This is a genomic window from Streptomyces sp. NBC_00996 (assembly GCF_045162675.1).
Taxonomy (GTDB): Bacteria; Actinomycetota; Actinomycetes; order Streptomycetales; family Streptomycetaceae; genus Streptomyces.
Window position 1 is genome coordinate 3,724,970 of sequence record NZ_CP108723.1, and the last position, 23,660, is coordinate 3,748,629.

Here is a 23,660-nt window from a genome sequence, read left to right on the forward strand (position 1 = left end):
CACCGTGATCACTTCACCAATGGCCGCATACCCCCCGCTTGAAGGCGAAATCAGCCCGCCTCGCAGGAGAGGCTTTACCGATACATGACCAACTGGAACGCCGATTCAGGCGTCGCTGTCGCACCCCGATACCAGGTGCTTTAATGGCGCGCCGGCACCACAGTCGGCATCCCCTTGGCACCGCATGCCCAATTTGCGCGCCAAGGGTGCGGGCAGTGGCATTTTTCCTTTTCGAGGGGGGCTTCGATCACCATGCTCGATCGCAGACAGATTCTGCGCATGGCGGCGGCCGCCGCCGGCGCGGCAGCCGTTCCGGCCGTCGCCGTCGGGGTGGCCCAGGGAGTCGCACACTCCCGTCGCACCTCGAAAGAAGACGCCACCCCGGGATCCGTGACCGCCACCCAGCGGTTCGACCTCACCGCCCCCTCCACCGCACTGCTGCGCGAAGTCTGGCTGTCCGGAACACGCGTCCTGCAGTCCTTCGCATTCGACAACACCCGCGGACACATCTTCGCGGTGCAACTGGTCGACGGCGGCCTCCAACTGCCCGGCGAAACCCAGACATACTCCGGCAACGACCGCACCGCCAATGGAGACCTCTGCCTGACCCGCCTGGACACCGCTGGGCGAATTCTCGGCACCATGTATCTCCGCGGATTCGGACACGGCGTACAGATCGGCGTCGAATCCACCAACTCCGGCAGTTACCTGTGGACCGAAACACATTCCGTCCCCGCCCTGAATCCCGACGGCACGACATACACCGGATGGGGCGACCGGCTCGCCCGGTTCAAATTCACCAACGGCACAGTACTGACCGCAGACTCCCCGGCCCTCATCCAGTACACCCTCGAAAGCGGAGTCGACCGCACCACCGCCGCCATCGACCCGGCCAACAACCGGCTCGTCGTACGCTGCCGTGTCAGCGGCGCATGGCGCTACCGGCTCTACGACCTCGCCGACTTCAAGGCAGGCGGCAGAACCACGCTCGCCGACGTGGCCCAGCCCGCCGACCTCCAGCCCGGCTACCCCGACACCTTCCAGGGCTTCACCAGCTACGGAAGCTACCTCTACCTCCTGGCCGGCACGGCATACGGCACGGACGGATCCGTCTCACCCGACGGCAACACCTACATCACCAGCATCGACTGGAACACCGGCGCCATGACCGAGCAGAAACTCACCAAGGCCGGCTACTCCCTCCCCTACCGGGAGCCCGAAGGCATGGCCATCCAGATCCCCGACCCCAACAACCCCCAGACAGTCCGCCTCTGCAGCGGATTCGCCTCCGTCGTCTCCGACACGGATTCCCGCAAAAGGGCCAGCATCTACTACAAGGACGCACTGGTCTGACGTACACCCGCCCCTGAACACGGCACATCCGGAGTACACCGAAGGTGTCCGCAGGAGAACTCGTCCGCGTGGACCCCTTCGCGCACGTCGATGCACGGGTACCGGGCGCCAGGAACTGCCCGAGGCCTGCCGTGGAGCGCGCGGAGGCCGCTGACGGCTGGGAACAACTGGCCCGCCCGGCAGCGGACAACCTGCGGCGCGCCCGCGACCGCCGCGGCGGCGCCGCATCGGCGCCGTTTCGAGAAGACCCGGTACGGGCCACCGGCGGCGGTCGCACGTGGGGACAGCGCGTACTCGTCTGGGACGGTCTGCGACCATGAAGCCCATGCGAAAAGGCAGTGCGATACGGGCGACCGCGGTGGCGGCCTGCGGTGCGTTGGCGATGTCCCTGGCGGCGTGCGGCAGCTCGGACCACGGGCCCGCCGCCGCGACCAGCGACCAGGCGGACCACGCGCAGCCACGGAACACGGCCCTGAAGCGAATACCCGACGTCAGCGACCGGCTGTGGAAACGCGTAACGGCCGATTCCCGCCAGGTGGTCGCCGTCTACGGCGCGGGCAGGAACTCCCCCAACTCGACCGTCGTGCTCTTCAGCAAGCACGACTCCACCTGGAAGCGGACACGTTCCTGGGCGGCGCACAACGGGAGGAAGGGGTGGACGACAGACCATCACGAGGGCGACCGGCGCAGCCCAGTGGGAGTGTTCACGCTGAGCGACGCGGGCGGCGTGCTCGACGCCCCAGCAGCCAAGCTGCCGTACACCAAGTCCGCATCGTTCCAAGCCCCCCACTACTGGAAGAAGGGGTACTGGCACGACTTCGACTACGTCATCGCCATCGACTACAACCGGGTCAAGGGCACTCCGCCCAATGACCCGACCCGGCCACAGGGACAGTCGAAGGGCGGCGGTATCTGGCTGCACATGGACCACGGCAGCGGCACGTCGGCGTGCGTGAGCCTGTCCAAGTCGGCGATGCAGTACCTGCTGCGCACCCTCGACCCCGAGCAACACCCGGTCGTGGTGATGGGAGACAAAGCGGAGTTGAAGGCCTGACAGCAGGACCGACAGCGCATCCGACGGCGAGAAGGCGGGCACCGGCCGCCTTTCGAGGGGCGGACGACCGCTTTTCCCGTGAGGGAACGACGTCGGTTTCCGGAGGGCGGACGGCCTTGGTTCCAGGGCGGGCACCCGCGCTTTCAGGGCTCACTCACAGACTTCCAAGCAATATGTTCGTTATTTAGTGATTGTCCCCACGGAAGATTGCTAGCCGGGGCCAGAAGTCATACGGTCGGTGGTCGGTCTTCTTCTTGCGGCGCCCCTTCCCGGGCGTACCCAGGGGCGGGCCGCACCTCCCACGCTCCCCCCATCCGCCGTATCCCTTCGCAGGAGCCCAGCCCGTGCCTTCCACAGGCCTCTCCCTCCGCCGCATCGTGCAGCTCTCCGCGATGCTCGCGATGTTCGCGCTCTTCACGGCCCAGATCGTCTCCGCGCTGCTGCCGAACGTCCCTGTGTTCATCGCCGCGAGCGCGGCGGGTCTCGCCCTGGACGTCTGCCTGCAGTACCGGGATCCCGGCCTGCTCGCGTCTCTCGGCAAGGTCCGCTTCGACGTCACCGTCCGCCAGCTGCTGCGCGACATGCTGATCCTGGTAGGACTGCTGCGCATCGACGGCATCGACCCGACGCGCGAGCAGGCGCCGCTGCTGGTCGGGCTGTGCGTCTTCTACGCGCTGCACTTCGCCTGCCAGGCCGTCTCGGTCCTGGTGCGCCGCACCCGTACGCTGCCTGTCGTCACCCGGAACATCGACGCGACCGCGCTGCGTCTGACCACCGCGCCGCCGCGCATCCTGGCCCGCCGCCAGGGCAACCGCCTACTGACGTTCTCCCTGCCGACGACAGCTGGCCTGCTGGTCACCGCGGCCACCACGGACGCGTACTGGGGCCGCATCGGCGTCGGTATCGCCCTCGCGCTGATCATCGGCGGCATCGCGTACCTCGGCACCTGGCTGCTGCCGAAGAAGCGCGCCAAGAGCGAGCAGAAGGTCATGGAGTGGCTGGATCAGTGGCTGGCGGACTACCAGCCGACGGTCGCCATGTACTTCTCGGGCGGCACGACGTCCGCGTACCAGGCGAACATGTGGCTCTCCACGCTCTCGCAGCTCGACGCCAAGCCGCTGATCGTGCTGCGTGAGCGCTTCATGGTGCAGAAGATCGACGCGACCGACGTCCCGATCATCTGCTTCCCGAAGGTCGCGACGATGTTCTCACTGGAGAACTCGACGCTGAAGATGATGCTGCACCCGGCCAACGCCGCGAAGACCTCACAGGTGCTGCGCATCCCCACGATCAAGCACGCCTTCATCAACCACGGCGAGAGCGACAAGCTGTCCTCCTGCAACCCGTACGCCAAGGCGTACGACGAGGTGTGGGTGGCCGGCCCCGCGGCCCGCGAGCGGTACGCGCTGGCCGACGTCGGCGTCGACAACAAGGACATCGTCGAGGTCGGCCGGCCCCAGCTGGCGCCGATCCGCCCCTGCTCGGGCACGCCCACAGGTGCGTACACGACCGTCCTGTACGCCCCCACCTGGGAGGGCTGGGACGGCAACCCCGGCAACACCTCGGTGGTCCTGGCCGGCGAGAACATCGTGCGGCAGCTCCTCGCCGACGACGGTGTGCGCCTGCTCTACAAGCCGCACCCGATGACCGGGTCCGTCGATCCGCGCGCGGGCGCCGCGAACGAGCGGATCAAGACGATGATCCGCGAGGCCAACACCAAGCGGTCCGGTGCCCGCCCCGGCCCGCAGGCGGCGGCCGAGCTGACCCGCCGTACGGTCGAGCTGGACAAGGCGACCTCGACCGCCTTCCGCGAGAGCGCGGACGAGATGGAGCGGATGCTGCTCCAGGGCGCGCCGCAGGGCGACCGCGAGGCGGAGATCGCCGAGGCGACGGCGGCCTGGGAGTCCGCCTACTGGGCGTCCTTCCCGGAGTGGGAGCACCAGATCATCACGGACGCACGTCCGGCGATCTTCGCCTGCTTCAACCAGGCGGACCTGCTGATCAGCGACGTCTCGTCGGTCGTCTCGGACTGGCTCTCCAGTGAGAAGCCGTACGCCGTCGCCAACACCTCGGGCATGACGGAGGCGGCCTTCCGCACCGGCTTCCCCACGGTCTCCGCGGGCGCCGTCCTCACCCCCGCCGCCGACGGCGTCCCGGCCCTCCTGGAGTCCGTCCGCCACCCGGACAAGGACACCTTCACCGCAGCCCGCGCCGAACTGAAGGAACACCTGCTCGGCCCGTCGGACCCGCCGTCCCTGGTCCGCTTCAACGCGGCCATCGACGCCCTGTGCACCAAGGCCGACGAACGGAGCGTGCGGATGGAGTCCCGACTCTCCGCGGCGATCCCCTCACCGCGTGGGGCCGCGGAGGACATGGAGCCGGAGTCTCCGGAGGCCAATGGGGCGGAGGACTCGGTCAACGCGTAGCGCGTCGACCCTGGCGGCACGGAGCGCCATCGATGACGAGAGCCGGGCCCAAGGCCCGGCTCTCGTCATCGGGGACGGCTCACACCGGACGGCGCTTCAACACGAGTCGTCGGCTTTCTTCCGGAAGTCCTTCCGGGACATGCTCTTCCCGTCGGCCCAGACAGTCCGCCTCTGCAGCGGATTCGCCTCCGTCGTCTCCGACACGGACACCCGCAAAAGGGCCAGCATCTCCTACAAGGACACACTGGTCCGGCGGATGGGCACTCCCGTAGACACCACCGGCAGGGCGCGCGGAACAGGAACAGACAGAAAAACCACAGGGGATGGAACGGACCGCGAACTGTACGCGTCTCAGAAGGTGCGCCGCACAGATCGCTGCACCGTGCGGCCCGGGGAGCGTGGTGGACCGTGCCACGCTCCGGCGGCAGCCTCGGTCGCGCCTGAGCGTGCGCCAGGATGCCGCTTTCCGTAACCCAGTTGTAACCTCTGCGTCCCGCGGTGGTCCGCAGCGGCCGGAACGCGAGGCGCAGATCGGTTTGGCCTGCGACCCCAGGAGCCCCACAGTATGCCCGTGCCGAATGATAACGCTTCGCCAAAAATTAGCGTTGTCGTGCCCGTTTATCAGGTGCAGGGCTACCTGCGGGCCTGCCTGGACTCCATCCTTGGGCAATCGTTCACCGATTTCGAGATCGTCGCCGTGGACGACCATTCCCCGGACTCCTGCGGCCGAATACTCGACGAGTACGCGGAAATCGACAGCCGCGTCATTCCGGTGCATTTCACGGAGAACCAGGGAATAGGCAAGGCGCGCGACGCAGGTGCGCTGAAGTCACGCGGTGAGTACATTCTCTTCCTGGACAGCGACGACACTCTCGCCGAGGGCGCACTCCAGGCCATGGCAGAGCAGCTCGAAGTCACCGGCAACCCGGACATTCTGCTGCTGAACCACGTCCGTACGTACTGGAACAACCGGGTTCAGGAAAGCGCCGCTGGAGAACTGCTATCCGCCGCCGGTACGGACGTCTTCACGGCGCTGGAGCGCCCCGAGTACCTGAACATGTTCGCCGTGGTGTGGAACCGAGCGTACCGCCGGGACTTCTACGTCGGTAACGGTTTCACCTTCACCGACGGCATCTACGAAGACGCACTCATGGTCTACAAGACCATGCTGACGGCCGAACGTATCGCCGCCCTCGACCACGTCTGCGTCGAATACCGGCAGCGCCGCCAGGGCAACTCCATGCGCACGCCGGGGCGCAAGCACTTCGGTATCTTCCAGCAGTACGCGCGTCTCTTCGACTTCCTCGACGAGCGCCCCCAGCTGGAGCCCGTGCGGGCGCTCCTGTTCGAGCGCATGGCCAGCCACTTCTTGTTCACCCTGGCCCGCGAGGACCGCATCGTCCCGAAGGACCGAACGCAGTTCTTCAAGCTGGCCGCCGAACAGTACAAGCGACACAAGCCGAAGGACTTCGTGGTCCCCGAGGGCAGCCTGGGTGTGAAGTTCGACATCCTTGGCCGCGGTTCTTACACCGCGTACGCCGCGGTGACGCTCGCGTCCTCCACCCGCCAGAAGGCCCTCAGACGACTCACGACGGCGAAGACAAAGGTCGGCAGGAGAGCGTACAACCGGCTCTACCGCCTGCACATGCGCCGCCCGATCGACGAGAACCTCGCGGTCTACGCGGCCTACTGGAACCGCGGAGTCGCCTGCAGCCCCGCAGCCGTCTACTACAAGGCCAAGGAACTGGCCCCGCACATCCACGGCGTGTGGGTCGTCCGCCGCGGCGACGAGGAGAACATCCCCGCCGGCGTCGACTACGTGGTGGCGAACTCCCGCCGCTACTGGGAGGTCATGGCACGCGCCAAGTACCTCATCAACAACGTCAACTTCCCCAACGAGATCGTCAAGCGCCCCGGCCAGATCCATCTCCAGACGCACCATGGCACGCCGCTGAAGCAGATGGGCATCGACCAGCAGCGCTTCCCCGCGGCCGCCAAGAACATGAGCTTCGGCAAGATGCTCGAGCGGGCAGACCGCTGGGACTTGAGCCTGACGTCCAACCAGCACTCCACGGAGATCTGGGAACGCGTCTACCCCTGCGCCTTCGAGGCCATCGAGTACGGCTACCCGCGCAACGACGTGTACTTCCACTCCACCGTCGAGGACGTCCAGCGCATCCGCACCGAACTCGGCATCCCCGACGGCAAGACCGCCATCCTGTACTGCCCCACGGTGCGCGACTACCAGAAGGGATACACCCCTCGGATCGACCTGGAGCGCTTCTGCCGCGAACTTGGCCCCGACCATGTCGTCCTGGCGCGCACGCACTACTTCTACGGCGCCAACCCGCAGCTCCAGGCGCTGGAGGAACGCGGTCTGATCAAGGACGTGTCGACCTACCCGGTGGTTGAGGATCTCTGCCTGGCGGCCGACGCACTCATCACCGACTACTCGTCGATCATGTTCGACTATGCCTGCCTGGACCGTCCGATCGTCACCTATGCGGACGACTGGGAGGTCTACAGCCGAGCCCGCGGCGTGTACTTCGACATCCTCTCCGGAAACCCGGGCGAGACGCCGGGCGCGACCGCGACGAACGAGGACGAGCTCATCGAGGTCTTCCGATCGGGTGCCTGGAATGACAAGCGGGCTGGCGAACTGCGGGCGGCGTTCCGCGAGCGCTTCGTGCAGTTCGACGACGGAAACGCGGCCGAACGTGTCGTGCGCAGGCTGTTCTTGGGCGAGGAACCCAGGCCGGCCGTCGTGCCGCTGGACGAGCGGACCCCGGCTCCGGCGCCGAATCACGATGCCGTGCAGGCTCACGTCGTAGCACAGCGATCTGGCGAGCAGCACGGTCTCGTCGGCGCATGACCCTGCCGGCCAACGCCTGACTGCGGCGGCCCGACCCTGTGTCGGGTCGCCCACCTGGGCAGATGCTGAGGCTGACTCGCGCCGTCGCCGGCGCGGGCGGCCGTTCCGGCGATGCCATTGCTTCGGCACGGGTTGTCGCATGCCCTACGCTTTCAACAATGCGCAAGGCCACCTCTTCACAGTGCAGTTGGTCGCTGGCAGCTGGCAGCTGCCCGGGGAGTCGCAGACGTACGCCAGCGCCGAACGTGAGGCCAACGGGGATCTGTGCCTCATGCCCCTCGACACATCCGGGCGAATTCTAGGCGGGTTCGCGGCTTTGGGTAACTACCGGCCATGCCTTCCGACTCCCGACAGGCGAGAGAGGACGCGGCCTTGGTCAACTGCTGGTCGACCACGCTCCCGCTGTTCCAGTCGACGCGTCCGGGTCCCCGATCCGAGTAACCCGACCGCCGTGCGCCTGTGCAGCGGCTTCGCCTCCACCACCTCCGACACGGACTCGCGGAGGAGGCCCGGCATCTACTACAAGAGCGCCCTGATCTGACACAAGAAGGCCCCCGTCAGGGACAGAACGTCCCGGTCCGCAGCCGGACCGGGACGTTCTCGACGAGCACAGGCTAGAACGGCTCGAAGCCGTCGTACTCCTTCTCCGCCTCGTCCCGCTCCACCTGCCGCTCCCGCCGCCGCTGCACCGCAGGCCGAGGCGCCTCGAAGCGGTGGTCCTCGCCGCGGCGGCCGAGCATTTCCGCGCCGGCCATGACGGTGGGCTCCCAGTCGAAGACGACCGCGTTCTCCTCGGGCCCGATGGCGACGCCGTCACCCGCCCGGGCGCCCGTCTTCATCAGCTCTTCCTCGACGCCGAGACGGGCGAGCCGGTCGGCGAGGTAGCCGACGGCCTCGTCGTTGCTGAAGTCGGTCTGGCGGACCCAGCGTTCGGGCTTCTCGCCGCGCACGCGGAAGAGGCCGTCCTCTTCCTGGACCACGGTGAAGCCGGCGTCGTCGACCGCCTTCGGGCGGATGACGATCCGGGTCGCCTCCTCCTTGGGCTTGGCGGCGCGCGCCCGCCCGACCAGGTCGGCGAGCGCGAAGGACAGCTCCTTGAGGCCCGTGTGCGCGACCGCGGACACCTCGAAGACGCGGTAGCCGCGCGCCTCCAGGTCGGGGCGGACCATCTCGGCCAGGTCCTTGCCGTCCGGTACGTCGATCTTGTTGAGGACGACGACGCGCGGGCGGTTGTCGAGACCGCCGTACTGCTTCAGCTCCTCCTCGATGATGTCGAGGTCGGAGACGGGGTCACGGTCGGACTCCAGAGTCGCGGTGTCCAGGACATGGACCAGGACACTGCAACGCTCGACGTGGCGGAGGAACTCCAGGCCGAGGCCCCGGCCCTGGCTCGCGCCGGGAATGAGTCCGGGCACGTCGGCGATCGTGTAGACGGTCTCGCCCGCGGTCACGACACCCAGGTTGGGGACGAGCGTCGTGAACGGGTAGTCCGCGATCTTCGGCTTGGCGGCCGACAGGACCGAGATGAGCGACGACTTGCCGGCGCTCGGGTAGCCCACCAGGGCCACGTCCGCCACCGTCTTCAGCTCAAGGACGATGTCCTGCAGGTCCCCGGGCACGCCGAGCAGCGCGAAGCCGGGCGCCTTGCGACGGGCCGAGGCCAGCGCCGCGTTGCCGAGGCCGCCACGGCCGCCCTGCGCGGCGACGTACGACGTGCCGTGGCCGACGAGGTCCGCGAGCACGTTGCCCGCCCCGTCGAGCACGACCGTGCCGTCCGGCACCGGCAGGATCAGGTCCTGGCCGTCCTTGCCTGAACGGTTGCCGCCCTCGCCGGGTTTGCCGTTGGTGGCGCTGCGGTGCGGCTTGTGGTGGTAGTCGAGCAGCGTGGTGACGGACTGGTCGACGACCAGCATCACGTCACCGCCACGGCCGCCGTTGCCGCCGTCGGGGCCGCCGAGCGGCTTGAACTTCTCCCGGTGAACGGAGGCACAGCCGTGGCCTCCGTTACCCGCGGCGACGTGCAGCTCGACGCGGTCCACGAAGGTGGTCATGGGGGGTGCCTCCAGCACTTCGGTTACTTAGGTTGCGTACGGAAATGTCTTGCGTACGGACGCGTACGGGATTGCCTTCCGTACGGAATGTCTCTTGCGTAACACGCGAAAGGCGGACCCGCCTTCCCGATCGGGAAGTGAGGTCCGCCTCGCGAAGAACTCTGTTCTACGGAGCCTGCGTCCTAAGGGGACTGGATCAGGCGACCGGAACGATGTTCACGACCTTGCGGCCACGGTGGGTACCGAACTCCACCGCACCGGCGTCAAGGGCGAACAGCGTGTCGTCCTTGCCACGGCCGACGCCGTTGCCCGGGTGGAAGTGGGTACCGCGCTGGCGGACCAGGATCTCACCGGCGTTGACGACCTGACCGCCGAAGCGCTTCACGCCGAGCCGCTGAGCATTGGAGTCGCGACCGTTCCGAGTGGACGATGCGCCCTTCTTGTGTGCCATCTCTCCTCAGTCCCTTACTTCGCAGCCGCGGGGATCTCAGTGACCTTGATCGCCGTGTACTGCTGGCGGTGGCCCTGACGACGGCGGTAGCCGGTCTTGTTCTTGTAGCGAAGGATGTCGATCTTCGCGCCCTTGTGGTGGTCCACGACCTCGGCCTGGACCTTGATGCCGGCCAGCACCCACGGGTCGCTGGTCACGGCGTCGCCGTCGACAACGAGCAGGGTCGAGAGCTCGACCGTGTCGCCAACCTTGGCAGTGGAAATCTTGTCAACCTCAACGATGTCGCCGACAGCAACCTTGTGCTGGCGACCACCGCTGCGCACGATGGCGTACACGCGGATCTCTCTCTCGCTCGGAACGGAATCCCGCAGTCCAGCCGCGCGCTCGCGCGAACGGCCTCTCCCGAAGCGCCGAGCGCCGGGAGGAAGAGGTTTACGGGAATGCGGCGCGTCTATGGACACGCCGACGGTCAAGGTTACGGGGCCACGACCGAAAGGGTCAAACCAGGCCGGGCCCCACAGGTGTGCCGCCGGTCACGGCGACGGCCCCTGTCCTGCGAACCCGCAGGACAGGGGCCGTCGTTCGAGCCGGTCTCCGGAGCGCTCGCGCGCTCCGGAGCCAGTGGCTCAGCCCTCGTCGGCCGAAGCCGAGACGGAGGACAGGGTCTGCTCCGCCGCCGCGGTCTTCTTCGCCGTCGCCTTGGTGGCCGCGGCCTTCTTCGCGGTCGCCTTCTTCGCGGTCGCCTTCTTGGCCGTGGCCTTCTTGACGGCCGTCTTCTTGGCAGCGGTCTTCTTGGTGGCGGCCTTCTTCGCCGTCGCCTTCTTCGCCGTCTTACGGGCGGCCGCCTTCTTGGCGGCGGCCGGAGCCTCGGACTCGGCCGCCTCGGCCGTCTCGACGACCTGCTCGGCGGCAGGCTCGACGACCTCGGCGCTCTCCACGGACGCCGTCCCCGACGGGACGACCACGACAGCCGCCTCCTCGGACGCGGTGGGCGCGGTGGCCTTGCGGACCGCGCGGCGACGCGGACGGGCCGGGGCGGGGCTCTCGGCAGGCGCCTCGGCGACCTGCTCGACGGCAGGCTCGGGCTTCGGCTCGACGACCTCCGAGGCGGGCTCCGGCACGGAAACCGGCTCCGTGACCGTCACCGCCTCTTCCGCCGCCTTCGGCGAACCGGCCGGGGCCGACACCTTGCGGGTCGCCCGTCGGCGCGTACGGCCCTTGGGAGCGGCCTCCTCCTGCACGGGGGCCTCCGCTTGGACGGGGGCCTCCGCGACCGCGGGTGCCTCGGGCGTTTCGACGACCGGGTCCTCGACCGCGACGGGCTCGGACTCGGCGGCCTCCCGCGACTTGAGGGCGCGCTCGGCGCGCTCCTCACGCTTCGTCGGGGGACGCCCCTCGGCCTTCGGCGCACCCGCCGGAGCCGACGCGCGCCGGGTCGCCCGACGCCGCGAACGGCCACGGGTGGCCGCGGCCTCCGCCTCGGCGGCGCTGCCGTACAGCTCCTCGTCCGGCGCGAACTCGGGCGCGGGCAGCGCGGTGGGCTCGGCGGCCTCGGCAGCCACCTCGGCCTCGGTCTCCACCTCGACGAGCTCAGCGGCCTCGGTCGTCTCCGTGGCCACGGCCTCGTGCTCGTGCTCGGGCTGCTCGGCACCGCCACGGCCGCGCTTCTTGCGCTTGCCGCCGCCTCCGACGGAGGTCGGCTGCTCCATGTGCACGATGACACCGCGGCCGTTGCAGTGGACGCAGGTCTCGGAGAAGGACTCCAGCAGGCCCTGCCCGACGCGCTTGCGCGTCATCTGCACCAGACCCAGCGAGGTCACCTCCGCCACCTGGTGCTTCGTACGGTCGCGCCCCAGGCACTCGAGCAAACGCCGCAGCACCAGGTCGCGGTTGGACTCCAGGACCATGTCGATGAAGTCGATGACGACGATGCCGCCCAGGTCACGCAGCCGCAGCTGGCGCACGATCTCCTCGGCCGCCTCCAGGTTGTTCCTGGTCACGGTCTCTTCGAGGTTGCCGCCCTGACCGGTGAACTTGCCGGTGTTGACGTCGACCACGACCATGGCTTCGGTCTTGTCGATCACCAGCGAACCGCCGCTGGGCAGCCAGACCTTGCGGTCCAGCGCCTTCATCAGCTGCTCGTCGATCCGGTACGTCGCGAAGACGTCGACCTCGGAGGTCCACTTCGACAGACGGTCGACCAGGTCGGGCGCGACGTGGGACACGTACCCGTGGATGGTCTCCCACCCCTCGTCGCCGCTGACGATGACCTTGGAGAAGTCCTCGTTGAAGATGTCGCGGACGACGCGGACGGTCATGTCCGGCTCGCCGTAGAGCAGCGTCGGAGCGTTGCCGTTCTTCGCCTTCTTCTGGATGTCCTCCCACTGCGCCTGCAGTCGCTCGACGTCACGGCGCAGCTCGTCCTCACTCGCGCCCTCGGCGGCGGTGCGCACGATGACGCCCGCGTCCTCGGGGACGATCTTCTTGAGGATGGTCTTCAGACGGGCACGCTCGGTGTCGGGCAGCTTGCGGCTGATGCCGGTCATCGAGCCCTCGGGCACGTAGACCAAGTAGCGGCCGGGGAGGGAGACCTGGCTGGTGAGGCGGGCGCCCTTGTGGCCGATCGGGTCCTTGGTGACCTGCACCAGGACCGACTGACCGGACTTCAGCGCGGACTCGATGCGGCGGGGCCCGTTGGCCATGCCCAGCGCCTCGAAGTTGACCTCACCGGCGTAGAGCACCGCGTTGCGGCCCTTGCCGATGTCGATGAAGGCGGCCTCCATCGACGGCAGCACGTTCTGGACCTTGCCCAGGTAGACGTTGCCGACGTACGAGGTCGACTGCTCCTTGTTGACGTAGTGCTCGACGAGCACGTTGTCCTCAAGGACGCCGATCTGGGTGCGCTCGCCGCTCTGGCGGACGACCATCACACGCTCGACGGCCTCGCGGCGGGCCAGGAACTCGGCCTCGGTGATGATCGGGACGCGGCGACGGCCCTGCTCGCGCCCTTCACGACGACGCTGCTTCTTGGCTTCGAGGCGGGTCGAACCCTTGATGGACTGCACCTCGTCCGTGCCATCGCCGGGCCGCTCGTCCTTCTTGCTGCGGGGCTCGCGAACCTTCACGACGGTGCGCTCGGGGTCGTTCTCACCGGGCTCGACGTCGGTGCCGGAGTCACCGGAGCGACGACGGCGACGACGACGGCGACGGCTGCTGCTGGAGCCGCCGGACTCCTCGCGCTCCTCGGCCTCCTCGGCGTCTTCCTCGGCCTGCTCGGCGGTGTCCTCGGCGTCCTGCGCGGCCTGCTCGGCGGCGTACTCGTCCTCGCCCGCCTCGGCGTCCGACTCGGCGGACTCGCCACGGCGACGGCGACGGCCGCCACGACGGCGACGGCGACGGGAGCCCGCGGACTCCTCCTCGCCCTCGTCGCTCTCGACGGCTTCCTCGGCGGACTCGGCGTCCTCAGCGGGCTCCTCGGCCTCGTCGGCGGCCTCCGCGGTCACGGCCGCGGGCTCCTCCTCGACGGCCCGGCGACGACGGCGACGGCGCGGCCCGGTCTCCTCCTGGACGACCTCGGCGGCCTCGGGGGTCTCGGTGACTCCCGCGGCCTCCTCCGCCGCCTCGGCGGCAGCCGCGGCGGCGGCCCGCTCGGGCGTCTGGAACATCGGCTCGGTGAACACGGGCGCCTGGAACACGGCGACGGCAGCACGCTTGGGCCGCTGCGCGGACTCGGCTTCCTTCGGCGCGGGCGCGGAGAAACCGACGGCGGCCTTGCGGGTGGCACGGCGGCGGGTACGACGCGGTGCACCGTCCTCGGCGGCCTCGGTCTCGGCGCCTTCGGTGCTCTCGGCGGGCTTGTTCTCGCTGGTCACGGGCGCCTCCACACGCTCGTCGGCGGCGTCGCCCTCGGGCGCACCGGCGGGTGCGGAGACGCGCCGGGTGGCACGACGACGGGTGGTGCGGCGGGGTGCGGCTTCCTCGACGGCGGCGGGGGCCTCGGCCTCGGCGGACACTTCGGCGCTCGCCGGCTCCTCGACGGACTCAGCCGTCGCCACGGCCTCAGGGGCCTCAGCGGCCTCCACGATCTCGGCCGCCTTGGGCGCCCCGGTCGGCGCGGAGGTACGACGCGTCGCACGACGACGCGTACGACCGGCGGGCGCCTCCTCCACGACGGCGGGCGCGGCAGGGGTCTCTTCGGCCTCGGCCTCGGCCGCAGCCGCGGGCACCACGGTCTCCGCGGCCTCGGCCGTCACCGGCGCACCGGCGGGTGCGGACACCCGGCGGGTGGCACGACGACGCGTACGACGCGGGGCGGCTTCCTCGGTCTCGACCGCGGACGGCTCCGGCGTCGCCTCGACCGCGGCGGTCTCTTCGGCCTCAGCCGCCGCTACGGCCTCGACAGCCTCTTCCGCCTCTTCTGTCTCGACAACCTCGGCCTGCACAGAGGTCTCGTCCTGCGCGAGGTCGGCGGACGCCACGGCCGGTATGGCCGGCGCGGTGGTCTCGGCCGCGGCCTCGGAGGCGGCGGCCGGCGGACCTGCGGGGCGCGACGCCGCACGGCGGCGGCGCCGCGGCGGCAGGGTGTCGCTCGGGGTGTTGTTGTTTTCGGAACCCTCAGTGGGTTCGGTGGGCTCGAGCATGCGGGTGGATCTCCCGTCAGGCTCCCGGGCGCCGCGCCTGGTCCGGCAGTGCCGGTGACGTCCGCGGCTCGCGCGATGCGCGGTGCCGCCGTCCGGGGCGCGGGCGCCGCACGGGAGCTCTCTGTGTCCTGTCTCGCCGGTTCCGTACGCCATGTGTGCGTACGGCCTGGCGAAAGTCTTCTGGTCGGTGCGCTGCCCGACCCAGGTGGCTCCCGGATACGAGGGCGGCGCTACGACATCTGTCCTTACGCGGGACCTTCCTTACGCCGGCGCCTTCGCGGCGGCAGATGCGGCGACCGCCTCTTCGTGAGAGGGCGGGACGGCCGTGACTGCCTCGCGGTCGGGCACGAGCGGGTCGGTCACCGTGCCGGTCTCTTCATCGAACAGCCCCTGCGCCAGCCTGGTCACCGCTGCGGCGACCGGCGGCGCCAGGTCGGCCACGGCGCGAAGACCGGACAGGACGTCGTCGGGTCGTACGGCAGGCGTCACGTGCCGAACAACCAGCCGCAGTATCGCACAGGGCTGGTCGGTCGGCCTATCAGCCTGTGGACTCTGCGTCTCGCTGTGCGTATCGAGGCTTGCTACGGCGCTGCGGGCGTCGAACGTCCGCATGCCGTTCTTCGTTTTGCGCTGGACCTCGACCGCATCGGCCGCCTTGAAGGCCTCGACCGCGCGCTCCGCGTCTGCCGGGTCCACGCCGTCCAGGCGCAGCTCCCACACGGAAGCGGTGAGCCGGTCGGCGAGACCCGCGGTACGGGCCTCGACCGCGTCGATGATGTCGAGCCCTGTGGGCAACGACTCGTCGAGGAGCTCGCGCAGCTTGTCCGGGTCACGCGTCTCGGTGAGCGCGATCTCCAGATACTCCGCCTCACTGCCCGTGCCGGTGGGTGCGGCATTGGCGTACGACACCTTCGGATGCGGCGTGAACCCCGCCGAGTACGCCATGGGCACCTCGGCACGGCGCAGCGCACGCTCGAAGGCGCGCTGGAAGTCACGGTGGCTGGTGAACCGGAGGCGGCCGCGCTTGGTGTAGCGCAGTCGGATGCGCTGCACCGCGGGTGCGGGCGGCGGGCCTTCGGGCTGTCGCTTGCCCAGTGTCGTTCAGTCCTTCGTGAGAGCGGTCGTACTGCTACCTAGAGTACGTGTCTCGCCGGGTTGTGGTTCCCGATGGGGCTTCGACAAAGGCACCCGCTCCGGCTCGCGCGGTGCGCCGAAGAGCATCCGCCGGAAATCGGCGCGGGCCTGCCGGGTGGACTCGCGGGCGGCAGCCAGGGCCTGCCGCGTCGCCCGCCTCACGCTGCGCGCGGCCTCGGCGGCGGGACGCAGGACCGCGTCGCGGATGACGTGCCCGAGGGGCGTCAGCACGGCCTGGTACACCCAGCGCACCGGCTCCACGAAGATCCACCGGAAGAGTCGCCCGAGGAACCGCCCGACGGCGAGCGACATGTGCCCGGCGACGCGCCAGGCGTGCCCCAGGGCCTCGCCGATCTCCCTGCCGATGACGGCGAGCACGCGTCCGACCGGCACAAGCACCCAGCGCCACACGGCGAGCGCGGGCAGCACCAGCAGGATGCGCAGCGTCCAGTGGATCGCGGCCCCGATGCCGGTGAAGATCATCCGTACGAGCCACACAAGACCGCGCGTCAGCCAGGCGATCCCCCGGCCGACGGGCGCGAGCACCCACTCGTACAGCCACATCGCCGGTGCGACGACCAGGTACCGCACCAGCCAGGCCACGACGGTGTACACCGCGACCCCCACGGCCGCGAGCGCCGGCCCCAGGCCCTTGAACAGCCAGGCGATCGCGTGTCCGACGGGCGTGAGCACCCGTGTGTACACCCGGGCGAGCCCGACCGCGATGCCCCCGAGCACCCGGGCGATCCCGGCACCGATCCCCCGCGCCGCCCAGGCGAGAGCGGCACCGATCCCCCGCGCCGCCCAGGCGAGAGCGGCCCAGACGCCCCGCGCGACCCGCGCGATCGCGTGCCCGATGGGCGTCAGCACCGTCCGGTACAGCCACACCGCGGGTACGACTACCAGCACATGCCCGAGCCACGCCAGCGCCCTGCCGACCGGCACGAGAACGTACCGCCACAAGGCCACCCACGGCCAGACGAACACCGCCCACGCCACCCGGGCCAGCACCCGCCCCACCGGCCGCAGCACGGTGTCCCGCAGGAACCGTCCGCCCACGACCAGCGCGTCCCAGGCCATCCGCACCGGCACGACCAGGACGAGCACCACGATCCGCACGGGAATGCGGATCGCGACGGCGAGGCACCCCTCGGCCCGCGGCACGGCCGGGGGCGTGCCCTCGGCCTGTGCCACGGGCCGCTCAGCAGGCGGCTTTTCCAGATCCATACCTGCGTAGACGCGTCAGCCGCCGCGATGGATGCGGTCGGTGGCCACCCAGTACCGGAGCTTCCCGTCCCGCTCGTCCTCGAACTCCCCGTCGGCCGCTTCGATCACCTTGCGGGAGCCGACGTTCGTGGAGTCGCAGGTGACCAGCACCCGGTCGAGTCCGAGGGCACGGGCGTACGGCAGCACGTCCCGGAGCATCGCCGTGGCATGCCCCCTGCGACGGGCGCTCGGCCGTACCCCGTACCCGATGTGCCCGCCGACCTCGAGCAGCCAGGGCGTCAGCCGGTGCCGTATCTGGATGCGCCCGAGGCAAGAATCCCCGTCCACGTACCAGTACCAGCTGGCGGGCACGAACCCTTCCGGGCGGTGCCCTTCCTCCAGCTCCTCCTCACGTATCGCGGCGACGTACCGCGCGAAGCCGTCCGGCTCGTGCCAGGTGTCCCCGTACACGTCCAGCTCTCTTTTGATGGTGTCGCCGAAGAACTCCCCCTCGGCGACGTTCTCCCGCACGGCCTCCAGAAAGGAGGCCCGGTAACGGACATGAGGCGACGTCAGCTGTGGCATGGGGGCAGTGTGCCGGGGCGACCGCTGTGCGCGCAGGCCTTACTTCTTCGTGGCCCCGGCCGCCTTCGCGATGTTGGAGAACTTGGCGGCCTTGCCGGCCCGGCAGGCCTTTGGCCTGCTGCGACCGTCATGGTGGCATGCACCGGACCCGCAGCCGCTCGTCCCACGGGTCCGGCCAACGCGCACAAGGGGTGCCCGGCAGGTCGACGACAGACCCGCCGGGCACCCCTGTGTGCGCTGCGGCGACGACCACCGTCGGGCCGATTCGGAGGTGTGCGTCCACCTTGGGTGCAGGGCCCGCACCTACGGCGTTCAAGCGGATCGCACTCGGAGGCTCCCGGCCGACCGCACCGGCGACGGCTGGGCGACGACATTCCCCGCATTCCAGGACCAGCTCTTCTCTTTGCAGAGGTCGTTGATCGCGGTGGGGTCCTGGCCAGGAAGACGTCACGCAGCTTCAGGTCGCGGGGCAGGTAGTACTGGACTCCGCCGTCTAGTGCCGCGTCAGCCAAGATTTGTCCGTCAAGGAGCGGCGTCCGGTGCGTGCTCTGGGGGTCCCCCCGGCCGAGGGCTGGGGGAGTGCCGGCCGGAAGTCCTCGTACTGGATGTACTTGGGCTTTCGGCCGGTGCGGCGAGTGGGGGCACCTCCCACGCCCTTGAGGCAGTGGGGGAGCGTGCCGGGCGTCGCGACGGGGCGAACCTCGGCTGACGCGGCACTAGCTCCCAGGTGTTCGTGCGGTCGTGGACGACCGCGTCTCCCGGCTGGCGGCGCTGCTTGATCACATTGGCCGCCCCCGCGTAGTCGAGAGGCACGGGGCGTCATGCTCGAACGGCCCTCGCATTTGCATAGCTGCGGGCTTCCTGGCCATGGCGACGCACCGCCGGCACGATAGCGACACACCGACGGCACGATCGCGAAGAGAATTCCGGCGAGAATTCCGGCGAGAATCCGGCACGCTACCTGAAGAACCGGTCTCCGACGAGACTCACGACGGACGCGTCTCCGGCCACGGCCAATACAGTGGGGAGCCGCAGGGAAATGACGGAATCTCCGAAGAGCCCCACCCACAGGTGCATCAAGGAAGGGGAAGCGGCGCGGTTATTACCATGAAAATCTCCCACGCCTGGCAGCAGGAACTGCCCACTTACACAGAGGCGCGGGCGGCCGGGATGGCAGACAGGTCGAGCCACCGCCTCTATGGACGTCAAACCTCCAGCCGCGGTCCTTGCATGGGATTTTATCATTCACTAAAGTCACCGACCGATCCTTTTCATCCCGGAAAAGAAAAAGTCATGAAAACGGTCTGCCTCAATATGATCGTCAAGAGTGAGGCGCATGTGATCCGACGCTGCCTCGAATCCGTGCGCCCCCTTGTCGACTCCTGGGTGATCCTCGATACGGGCTCAACCGACGGCACCCAGGACGTCATCCGCGAAACCCTCGCCGACCTGCCCGGGACGCTGCACGAGAGCCCTTGGAAGGGCTTCGACCTGAGCCGCAGCGAGGCGATCGATCTGGCACGGGACCGTGCGGACTACCTGCTGTTCATCGACGCCGACGACGTGATGGAGACCGCTCCCGGCTTCACGATGCCGGAACTGACCCACGACTGCTACGACTTCGAAGTAAGGCACGGTTCCCTCGTCCACTGGCGCGCGACGATGGTGTCGACTCGCCTCGCCTGGCGGTATGAAGGTGTGCTGCACGAGTACCTGGAGTGCGACAGTCGCTTCAGCAGGGCGACCTTCGACGGCGCGCGCATGGTCATCGTGGGCGGCGGCGGACGTCTCCGGGGCAGCCAACGGGAGAAGTACCTCCGCGATGCCGCGGTCCTCGAGGACGGGCTCCTCAAGGAGCCGGACAACGCCCGTTACCACTTCTACCTCGCCCAGAGCTGGCGGGACGCCGGCGAACCCGGGAAGGCGCTCGCCGCGTACGACCGGCGCGCGACCATGGGCGGCTTCGCCGAGGAAGCGTTCTGTGCCCACCTCTACGCGGCCCGGCTCGCGCTGGATCTCAAGCGCCGTATGCCCGAGGTCATGTCCCGTTTTCTGGAGGCGCACGAGTTCAGGCCCACGCGGGTCGAACCGCTCGGCGAGCTCGCGCACCTGTGCCGTACGAACGGGGAGCGCTGGCCGCTCGCATACATGTTCGCGCGGCGCGCGGTGGAGATCCCGCAGCCGAAGGACATCCTGTTCGTCGAGCATGGCTGGTACGACTGGAGAGCACTGGACGAGCTTGCGGTGGCGTCGTACTGGGTCGGCGAGTACCGCGAATCCCTGGAGTGCTGCGACAAGCTCCTGGACGGCGGAAAGTTGCCCGAGGCCCATCGTGAACGGGTGAACGCGAACAGGGACTTCGCGCGCGCCAAGCTCCGCCTGGGCTCCGGGGCGGGCGCGCGGACCCTCGTCGGCAACTGACCCGACGGCAGGACAGCCGTCGTTCCGCGCGGAGGCCGAACATCGGTAGGGGAATCGGCAGCCACACGGCTGCGCCCTCCTGGTCAGGGAGGGGGCAGAATCCCGCGCTCCACGCGTGCCGACTCCATCAAGCGTCCAGCTCACCAGCAAGCCACGGATGCGCTGTTCGATCTCATCGCGAATCGGACCAACCGCGGCAACCCCCTGCCCGGCCGGGTCGGCAAGACGCCCCGTGAACCAGGCGGCAAGGGTGACGACCGGGTTGAAGTGCGCGCCGGACACCGGACGGAGCAGCGTGATCAGCATGCCCAGACCGAAGACGGCGGCCGGCGAGTTGGCCGGCAGCTGCACGCCGACGTCCCACGACAGCTCCCCCGCCTGGATCACGCTGAGGCCCCCCCAACGGGTGCCGGGAGGACTCAGGTGCGACGCGGCGCCGGTCCTACAACCGACGCAGGTTCCGGTCGAGGACCGCGCGCAGCCGGTCCCCGTCGGCCGGATCCTGGGCTCCGCGCTTGGGCAGTACGAAGAAGATCCTGGTCCGCCGGGTCGTGAGGACGAAGAGTTCGCCGGTCTCGACGTACCAGGGGAAGCCTGCCAGTCGATGCTGCTGGTCAGGGTCCCGCCCGTGGTGGTCAACCCCTCGTCGTCGACCACCGTTCGGCAGGTGCCGTACTCCTCCATGTCCGCGTGCTGTTCCCGCGCGAGGCGGATGAGGGTTTTGTGGCCGACCACGACGCCGGCGATCACTCCGCAGCCGACCACGAGGGCCGTCATCGCGGGCGCGAAGCCCCTGAGCTCCGAGAAGAACAGCACCAGCAGCAGGATCAGGGCCGACGGGACGAGCAGACCCCCTTCCCGGGCCAGGTCTCGTACGTGTAACGGCGCACCGCGGCCTGGTAGTCGGCCTGTGTCGGCTCGTAGACGAACACGATGGCCGTGTCGTGCTCGGCCGACTGTATGTGATCCCCGCCGCTCCGCAGGGCAGCGGATCCCAACCCTTGCCGAACCCGGGAGAGGAGGGCAGCGCCAGGCAGTTGCGGCGTAGGTCGCGGCGTATGTGCTGTACGTCTTGGCGGGGTCCGGTGAGAACGTGGGCTGCGGCCCTCCGCCTGGTTCACGACGATGAGCGTGGCCGTCGGCCGCAGGCCCGTTCGCCGGTCAGCGGCAACCCCGTTCAGGGCTTGCTGCGGCTCCGGGCGTCGGCTTCGGCAATGGCCTCGGCGTCGGACTCGGCCACCGCGACGGCGAAGCCGAGCGCCTCGGTGATGTGAGCCGCTGCAGCCATGACGCGTGCCGTGCCCACAACCGGGGCGATCGCCACGAGAACGTCTTGCACTTGCTCCAGCGTCAGGTTGGCCTTGACAGCGGGATCCACGTGGGCGAGGTAGGAGATCGCCGGTGCGTCCATGGCCGCGAGCGCGGCGATGCGAGTGAGGATGAGCGTGCTTTCGTCCATGCCGCAGCGCTCTATCGAGTCGATGGTCATGGCTGCCAGCGTGTCGAGAACGGGAGCGTCTGACGTTATGGCCATTTCCGGACCGCCTTCCGGTGCTGTGCGGAACCGGCACGCGACACCCGCGGAGCAGGCACCCACGCGACGGCTGCTTGCTCTTCCACCATATGGGCCCCCTGAGCCTCAAGCATGCGGGGCCGCCCACGACTCGCGCTGCGTCTCTCCCGGGGACGGAGGAGGATGGTCTCGGGGAGGTGCGGCAGGCGCTCAGCCGACGCAAGGGGGATGCGTGTGTTGCCGCGTTGTCTCTTTCCGTTCCGATGAAGTGGGGCCGATATGTCCGAATCATCGCGCACGCATTCCCGGAGAACAGGAGATGTGGCGGAAACCGCGGTCAACGTGGCACGTGCGGCCGGACAGGCGGTTCGGCATCCCAGGGCCACCATCGAGCGCGCTCGCCGTCTGCCGCAGATCTTTCCCACGCTGCGCCAGGCCGTAGGTCCGATCATCACGGGACGGGTCGGCGACTGGCGCGGCGAGTACGCCTACACCCTCGGTGAGCAGGCGTTCGTCTACGGGTTCCCCTACATCTACAACGCGCAGCTGCGGTACGACTGGGTGACACAGCCGCGAAACCCGGCGACGGTGCCGTACGCCCCGGTCAACCATTTCTGGCACGCCGAGCGCCTGCTCGACGCGTCCTACCGCGACGGTGGGTGCCCCAACAACGACACCTTGTACTCGGTCGCCTGGGTGAACCTCGGTGACGAGCCCGTCATCCTCTCCCACCCGGACATGGGCGATCGCTACTTCACCTTCGAGCTGATCGGGATCACCTCGGACAATTTCGACTACGTCGGCCAGCGCACGACCGGTTCGACAGCCGGGAACTTCGCCTTGACCGGTCCGGGGTGGAGCGGGGACCTCCCGCCCGACGTGCGGCCCCTCAAGACCGCGCCCAGCCCGTGGATCCTGATCCTGGGCCGCACCTTGGTGAGCGCCACGAACGACGTGGCGAACGTACGGGCGTTGCAGGAGCAGTACCGGCTGACCCCTCTGAGCCTGTTCGGCAAGCCGGATGCGAAGGTCCCGGAAAACCGTGACGTACCCAAGCCGATCAGGGCCGAGGATGATCCGCTGGGGCCATGGAAGACGCTGAACGCCATGCTGGCCGAGAATCCTCCACCAGCTCACCACGAGATCCTGCTCAAGCAGTTCGCGCAGATCGGCGTGGGGCCCGGTCTGGATGTGGAGGCCCAGCCCGACGTGGTCAAAAGGAGCCTGATCCGGGCAGCCGCTGTCGGAGTGCCCATGCTGAAACAGCAGATTCTCAGCGGCGACTGGGCGCACCTCGTCCACGGCTGGCGCTACCCGCCCCCGGAGATGGGGCGCTTCGGCGACGACTTCCTCAGGCGCGCCGCCGACCAGTCGCTGGTGGGAATCACCGCCAACGACCCTGCCGAGGCGGTGTATCTCGTCAACTTCGACGACTCGGACGGCAACAAGCTGACCGCCGCCGGCCGCTACGAACTGCACTTCGGCAGGGACGAGTTGCCACCGGTCGACGCCTTCTGGTCGCTCACGGCCTACGGGGAGGACATGAACCTGATCCCCAACCCCGCCGACCGCTACTCCATCGGCGACCGCACCCCGGGCCTGCAGCAGGCCGCCGACGGGGCGTTGACCATCTACCTCCAGCGCAAGCCGCCGGATGAGGACAAGGAATCCAACTGGCTGCCCACGGCTCAGGAGGGCGCCTGGTTCGTGGTCCTGCGCATGTACCGGCCCCGCTCCGAGGTAGTCGACGCCACCTGGGAGTGCCCTCCGCTCCACCGCGTCGGCTGACGCCTCTCGATGATCGCGCCCTGACGTACGGGGTCCCCGGCCTGCCGCCCGGCTCCAGAGGGCGTTGCCTGCTGGCCGCCGCCTACGACCGGAGGGTCGACGCGATCGCCCCGGCGATCACGTACTGGAACCTGTCGGACGCCACGGCCGGATGCTGCTGCCGGGA

The 23,660-nt window shown here is 69.1% G+C and carries 16 protein-coding genes and 1 pseudogene; 8 read left to right on the forward strand and 9 right to left on the reverse strand.

The features are described 5' to 3' along the window. The first annotated feature begins 252 nt into the window (after positions 1 to 252). The 5 genes from OG390_RS17670 to OG390_RS17690 all read left to right on the forward strand — a co-directional run bounded on the left by OG390_RS17670 (position 253) and on the right by OG390_RS17690 (position 7,705). Positions 253 to 1,353 (forward strand): Tat pathway signal sequence domain protein, encoded by a 1,101-nt coding sequence (locus OG390_RS17670; protein WP_406169042.1) that lies wholly within the window; start codon positions 253 to 255, stop codon positions 1,351 to 1,353. Between the two features lie 44 nt (positions 1,354 to 1,397). Next, entirely contained in the window at positions 1,398 to 1,673 is a 276-nt protein-coding gene (locus tag OG390_RS17675; protein WP_406169044.1) for a hypothetical protein, read from the forward strand. 5 nt (positions 1,674 to 1,678) lie between these two features. Further along, entirely contained in the window at positions 1,679 to 2,407 is a 729-nt protein-coding gene (locus OG390_RS17680; RefSeq protein ID WP_406169046.1) for a L,D-transpeptidase family protein, read from the forward strand. Positions 2,408 to 2,751: 344 nt separating this feature from the next. Continuing rightward, the gene (locus tag OG390_RS17685) at positions 2,752 to 4,833 is read left to right on the forward strand and encodes a hypothetical protein (protein ID WP_406169048.1); all 2,082 of its coding nucleotides are present in this window, start codon (positions 2,752 to 2,754) and stop codon (positions 4,831 to 4,833) included. Positions 4,834 to 5,398: 565 nt separating this feature from the next. Then, the gene (locus OG390_RS17690; RefSeq protein ID WP_406169050.1) at positions 5,399 to 7,705 is read left to right on the forward strand and encodes a CDP-glycerol glycerophosphotransferase family protein; all 2,307 of its coding nucleotides are present in this window, start codon (positions 5,399 to 5,401) and stop codon (positions 7,703 to 7,705) included. Between the two features lie 614 nt (positions 7,706 to 8,319). Here OG390_RS17690 and obgE read toward each other — a convergent pair. From obgE to OG390_RS17725, 7 genes are all read right to left on the reverse strand, one after another. After that, positions 8,320 to 9,756, reverse strand: a complete 1,437-nt coding sequence (obgE, locus tag OG390_RS17695) for a GTPase ObgE (protein ID WP_406169052.1) — start codon at positions 9,754 to 9,756, stop codon at positions 8,320 to 8,322. A 196-nt stretch (positions 9,757 to 9,952) separates the two neighbouring features. Then, a complete protein-coding gene (gene rpmA, locus OG390_RS17700) occupies positions 9,953 to 10,207 on the reverse strand; it encodes a 50S ribosomal protein L27 (protein ID WP_028802588.1) in 255 nt (84 codons plus the stop codon). Positions 10,208 to 10,221: 14 nt separating this feature from the next. Next, positions 10,222 to 10,542: a 50S ribosomal protein L21 gene (gene rplU, locus OG390_RS17705; protein WP_028802589.1), complete on the reverse strand. Its 321-nt coding sequence runs from the start codon at positions 10,540 to 10,542 to the stop codon at positions 10,222 to 10,224. Positions 10,543 to 10,833: 291 nt separating this feature from the next. Beyond that, a complete protein-coding gene (locus OG390_RS17710) occupies positions 10,834 to 14,847 on the reverse strand; it encodes an Rne/Rng family ribonuclease (RefSeq protein ID WP_406169055.1) in 4,014 nt (1,337 codons plus the stop codon). A gap of 261 nt (positions 14,848 to 15,108) precedes the next feature. Further along, a complete protein-coding gene (locus OG390_RS17715) occupies positions 15,109 to 15,900 on the reverse strand; it encodes a TIGR03936 family radical SAM-associated protein (protein ID WP_406169057.1) in 792 nt (263 codons plus the stop codon). Positions 15,901 to 15,948: 48 nt separating this feature from the next. Next, a complete protein-coding gene (locus OG390_RS17720; protein WP_406169059.1) occupies positions 15,949 to 17,208 on the reverse strand; it encodes a hypothetical protein in 1,260 nt (419 codons plus the stop codon). A gap of 15 nt (positions 17,209 to 17,223) precedes the next feature. Further along, positions 17,224 to 17,772, reverse strand: a complete 549-nt coding sequence (locus OG390_RS17725; protein ID WP_406169061.1) for a GNAT family N-acetyltransferase — start codon at positions 17,770 to 17,772, stop codon at positions 17,224 to 17,226. Positions 17,773 to 19,065: 1,293 nt separating this feature from the next. On the opposite strand from OG390_RS17725, the gene OG390_RS17730 reads away from it, so the two are divergent. After that, entirely contained in the window at positions 19,066 to 20,193 is a 1,128-nt protein-coding gene (locus OG390_RS17730; RefSeq protein WP_406169063.1) for a glycosyltransferase, read from the forward strand. A gap of 216 nt (positions 20,194 to 20,409) precedes the next feature. Here OG390_RS17730 and OG390_RS17735 read toward each other — a convergent pair. Beyond that, positions 20,410 to 20,616, reverse strand: a pseudogene (locus OG390_RS17735) (aquaporin); the annotation flags it as partial. Positions 20,617 to 20,883: 267 nt separating this feature from the next. Between OG390_RS17735 and OG390_RS17740 the strand changes: the two are divergent. Further along, entirely contained in the window at positions 20,884 to 21,075 is a 192-nt protein-coding gene (locus tag OG390_RS17740; protein ID WP_406169065.1) for a hypothetical protein, read from the forward strand. A gap of 295 nt (positions 21,076 to 21,370) precedes the next feature. Here the strand turns inward: OG390_RS17740 and OG390_RS17745 are convergent, their stop codons facing one another. Further along, the gene (locus tag OG390_RS17745) at positions 21,371 to 21,727 is read right to left on the reverse strand and encodes a carboxymuconolactone decarboxylase (protein WP_406169067.1); all 357 of its coding nucleotides are present in this window, start codon (positions 21,725 to 21,727) and stop codon (positions 21,371 to 21,373) included. A 300-nt stretch (positions 21,728 to 22,027) separates the two neighbouring features. Here OG390_RS17745 and OG390_RS17750 point away from each other — a divergent pair, with 300 nt between their 5' ends. Then, entirely contained in the window at positions 22,028 to 23,494 is a 1,467-nt protein-coding gene (locus tag OG390_RS17750; RefSeq protein ID WP_406169069.1) for a DUF1254 domain-containing protein, read from the forward strand. Positions 23,495 to 23,660 lie beyond the last annotated feature (166 nt).

Bases quoted from the DNA above. Each gene is read 5' to 3' on its own strand.
- OG390_RS17690 (WP_406169050.1), top strand. From the start codon at position 5,399: ATGCCCGTGCCGAATGATAACGCTTCGCCAAAAATTAGCGTTGTCGTG.
- obgE (WP_406169052.1), bottom strand. From the start codon at position 9,756: ATGACCACCTTCGTGGACCGCGTCGAGCTGCACGTCGCCGCGGGTAAC.
- OG390_RS17730 (WP_406169063.1), top strand. From the start codon at position 19,066: ATGAAAACGGTCTGCCTCAATATGATCGTCAAGAGTGAGGCGCATGTG.
- OG390_RS17710 (WP_406169055.1), bottom strand. From the start codon at position 14,847: ATGCTCGAGCCCACCGAACCCACTGAGGGTTCCGAAAACAACAACACC.
- OG390_RS17720 (WP_406169059.1), bottom strand. From the start codon at position 17,208: ATGGATCTGGAAAAGCCGCCTGCTGAGCGGCCCGTGGCACAGGCCGAG.
- OG390_RS17725 (WP_406169061.1), bottom strand. From the start codon at position 17,772: ATGCCACAGCTGACGTCGCCTCATGTCCGTTACCGGGCCTCCTTTCTG.
- rpmA (WP_028802588.1), bottom strand. From the start codon at position 10,207: ATGGCACACAAGAAGGGCGCATCGTCCACTCGGAACGGTCGCGACTCC.
- OG390_RS17680 (WP_406169046.1), top strand. From the start codon at position 1,679: ATGCGAAAAGGCAGTGCGATACGGGCGACCGCGGTGGCGGCCTGCGGT.
- OG390_RS17745 (WP_406169067.1), bottom strand. From the start codon at position 21,727: ATGGCCATAACGTCAGACGCTCCCGTTCTCGACACGCTGGCAGCCATG.
- OG390_RS17670 (WP_406169042.1), top strand. From the start codon at position 253: ATGCTCGATCGCAGACAGATTCTGCGCATGGCGGCGGCCGCCGCCGGC.